At 65.1% G+C, this 2676-nt stretch carries 4 protein-coding genes; 3 read left to right on the top strand and 1 reads right to left on the bottom strand.

All coding sequences use genetic code 11. From position 1 onward, the window contains the following. The 3 genes from MJ785_RS21320 to MJ785_RS21310 all read left to right on the top strand — a co-directional run. The coding region (locus MJ785_RS21320; RefSeq protein WP_239382617.1) for a phosphoadenosine phosphosulfate reductase family protein at window positions 1–749 on the top strand (749 nt) is incomplete at its 5' end. A gap of 226 nt (window positions 750–975) precedes the next feature. Then, window positions 976–1338: a GNAT family N-acetyltransferase gene (locus tag MJ785_RS21315; RefSeq protein ID WP_239382615.1), complete on the top strand. Its 363-nt coding sequence runs from the start codon at window positions 976–978 to the stop codon at window positions 1336–1338. Between the two features lie 4 nt (window positions 1339–1342). Beyond that, on the top strand, window positions 1343–1738 hold the full coding sequence (locus MJ785_RS21310) for a hypothetical protein (protein WP_239382613.1): 396 nt from the start codon (window positions 1343–1345) through the stop codon (window positions 1736–1738). Between the two features lie 277 nt (window positions 1739–2015). On the opposite strand, the gene MJ785_RS21305 is transcribed toward MJ785_RS21310, so the two are convergent. Continuing rightward, window positions 2016–2315 (bottom strand): hypothetical protein, encoded by a 300-nt coding sequence (locus tag MJ785_RS21305; protein WP_239382610.1) that lies wholly within the window; start codon window positions 2313–2315, stop codon window positions 2016–2018. Between the last annotated feature and the right edge of the window lie 361 nt (window positions 2316–2676).

Below are 2676 nucleotides of genomic sequence, written 5' to 3'. Positions count from 1 at the left end.
CATCATTCCTCTCGGAGGATGCCGTGCTCATTGACAGCCCGCGGCTGACCCCAGCCGACCGGGCGCGGTGGGCCGAACTGGAGCATTACGACGACGCGCTGTCTGGCGATCCAATGCTTGGCCGACTGGAGGCCCGTGCCGTCGCCGAGATTGACCGTTTCGCTGCGGCCGGAGAGTGCTTCGCCGGAATTTCCTGGGGCAAGGACTCGGTGATCGTCGCCCATCTGGTGGCGCTGTCCGGGGGAGACATTCCACTGGTATGGGCGCGGGCTGACCGTGCTGAGAGCCCGGAGTGTGATCAGGTCCGGGACGCGTTCCTACGGACCCACCCGGACGTCCGCTACGAGGAGCACGTCTACCGGTGGCGGGTGCCGCTGCGCGGCGACCTGGAATGGCGGGGCGACCAGCCGGGGCAGGATGCCCTCGCCGACACCCTCGACGGGCTGCATGGGAGTCGTCGGATCACCGGGATTCGCGCGGCTGAGTCTGGCGGGCGGCGCATGTCCGCGAGGGTGCACGGGATCGCCACCGCGGCGTCCTGTCGGCCGATCCTGCATTGGACCGACCAGCAGGTTTTCGCCTACCTGCACCGAGAGGATCTGCCCGTACATCCGGCGTATGCCATGTCCGGTGGCGGGACCTGGGATCGGGGTCGACTGCGGGTGCATGCGTTGCGGACCGAGGTGGGGGATGAGGCGTGGGAGCGCCGGTACTGGCCGGAGGTGTGGGCAGGCGTTGCGGCGCCCTGATGGGCGGGCTTCAGTCTCCGAGCCGGCCGGGCGCTCATCGGGCTGCATGTGTCCATGTATTGGGTTGGCTATGCGCCAAACCCGGAAATCCTCCACTTCCGCGATGTTGTGGAAGTGGAACTCGATGCCGCACCGGCGGGTGAGTCTTGCCCGGCCATCGTGAAACATGCAGGGGTCGCTTATAGCGCGCTTGACACTTCCCTATAGCTCGCTATAACATCATGCCATGACGACGGCGCAGATCACCCGCGAAGAACGCCAGGCCAGCACCACGGACGCCACTCCCAGGCGCCACGCCTGGGTGATCCGCGACGGCAACACCATCGTCTCCGAACTCACCGTTGACGCCGTAACCGGGGAGATTCTCAACGTGGACACCGATGAGGACTACCAAGACCGCGGCTATGCCACTGCGCTGTACCGGCGGGCGTCGATCGAGCTGGGTGGCCGGATCTTTCATGCCCCGCCCACACACCGGTTCGACGACGGAAACCGGTTCGCCGCGCGCGTCGGTGGCCCGGAAATGCCCGCCTGTAGCACTTGTTGCGCGCACCTGCACGAGGACCACAACGATTACCAGGAGGGCTGACGCCATGAGCGCTACCGCCATCACCCCCGACCAGCTCCGCACGCTGTGGACTGGCCCGGCCGGCGGTCGGATCGACCGTGGCCCCGACCTGCCTCCGGTCACTCAGGACGACCTTGGCGCGCTCGCGTCCGGGGTTGACACTGGTGATGATGGCGTGCCGCTGCCTGATCAGTGGCATGTTCTGGCCGAGCAGGTCAACATGGACGGCGACAGTGACGGCCGGACCAGGGACGTCCTGGATGCTATCGAGGATGCGGTCCGCCTTCTCGATGCGGCAATGCGGGAACGGGACGCGGCGATCCGCTCGGCCATTGCGCGCGGGGTGCCCGTGCGCCGAATTGCCGAAGCATCCAACCTGTCAATCCCTCGGATCTACCAGATCCGAGACGACCGCCGATAAGCGGTTACGAGAGAGTCTGGTGATTCAAACGAATGCAGGTGGGCGTAGACAACAAAGCCGGCATCCCCGTCGAACGGGGATGCCGGCTTTGTTGGTGTAGCGGGAGGCGTTCTACTGGATGCGGGCCAGCGCTCCGGCCTGAACCACCGTGCCCATGATGCCGTTCGTGGCGAGTCCGTCAGGGCCGAAGGTGCCTCCAAGTCACATGACGCCTCCCCGCCGTATCGCGGTGCACGGCAGTGACCGTGCCATCCCACCGTGCACCGCGACGACTCTCTCAGATTGGCTCCGGGGTTCCCAGGCGGATCTCCACAACCTGCACGTCGCCGCCGACAACGGGGATAGCCACGGATCCGGTGAACTGATTGCCGTTGGATTCGGTGTCCACCGCAGTGAGCACAATAACTCCCAGCGGGCCGACCGCAGCCACGGAGCCCGTGCCATCCCCATTGTCGGTCAGAAGACCGAGGTCCGGACGGTCTACCGAGAACACGACCCCGGCCAAGGGGACTTCGTTATCCCGCGCATCCTTACCGATGACCGAGAACGACACCGTCTGATCGTCGCGAATAGCCATAGCGAATTCTCCTTTGAGGATAGATGGAGCAGGCACTGACAGTGGTGCTGTCAGTGTGTTGACGTCCGGAGACCTGACGTTGCCACCGAGCACCAATCGTTCCGACGCTGAGAGGGTCTCGACGGGCCCGAACCGCCAATACAGCCGAAGAAGCGGCCGAACGGAAACGCGTAAGTTTCCACCGACTTCAACGTCAAGGTCACCCAGAAGACCATCCAGGTTCACGCACGCCTCCTACGCATAGCCCTTAGCTTTCGCCCTCGTCCGTGCCGGAAACGCTGAAGCTGGCGATGCGAGCCTCGACGCCGAGCGGAATACGAACGTGATCACCTCCACGTGTCGAGCCCGACCGGGCGGGACG

The organism is Protofrankia sp. CiT1 (assembly GCF_917627335.1).
Taxonomy (GTDB): Bacteria; Actinomycetota; Actinomycetes; order Frankiales; family Frankiaceae; genus Protofrankia.
The sequence above is the reverse complement of the archived record's forward strand: the minus strand, read 5'-3'. Positions and strand labels throughout refer to the sequence as shown.

Excerpts from the sequence above, each read along its gene's own strand:
- MJ785_RS21310 (WP_239382613.1), top strand. The coding sequence starts at position 1,343 with ATGAGCGCTACCGCCATCACCCCCGACCAGCTCCGCACGCTGTGGACT.
- MJ785_RS21315 (WP_239382615.1), top strand. The coding sequence starts at position 976 with ATGACGACGGCGCAGATCACCCGCGAAGAACGCCAGGCCAGCACCACG.
- MJ785_RS21305 (WP_239382610.1), bottom strand. The coding sequence starts at position 2,315 with ATGGCTATTCGCGACGATCAGACGGTGTCGTTCTCGGTCATCGGTAAG.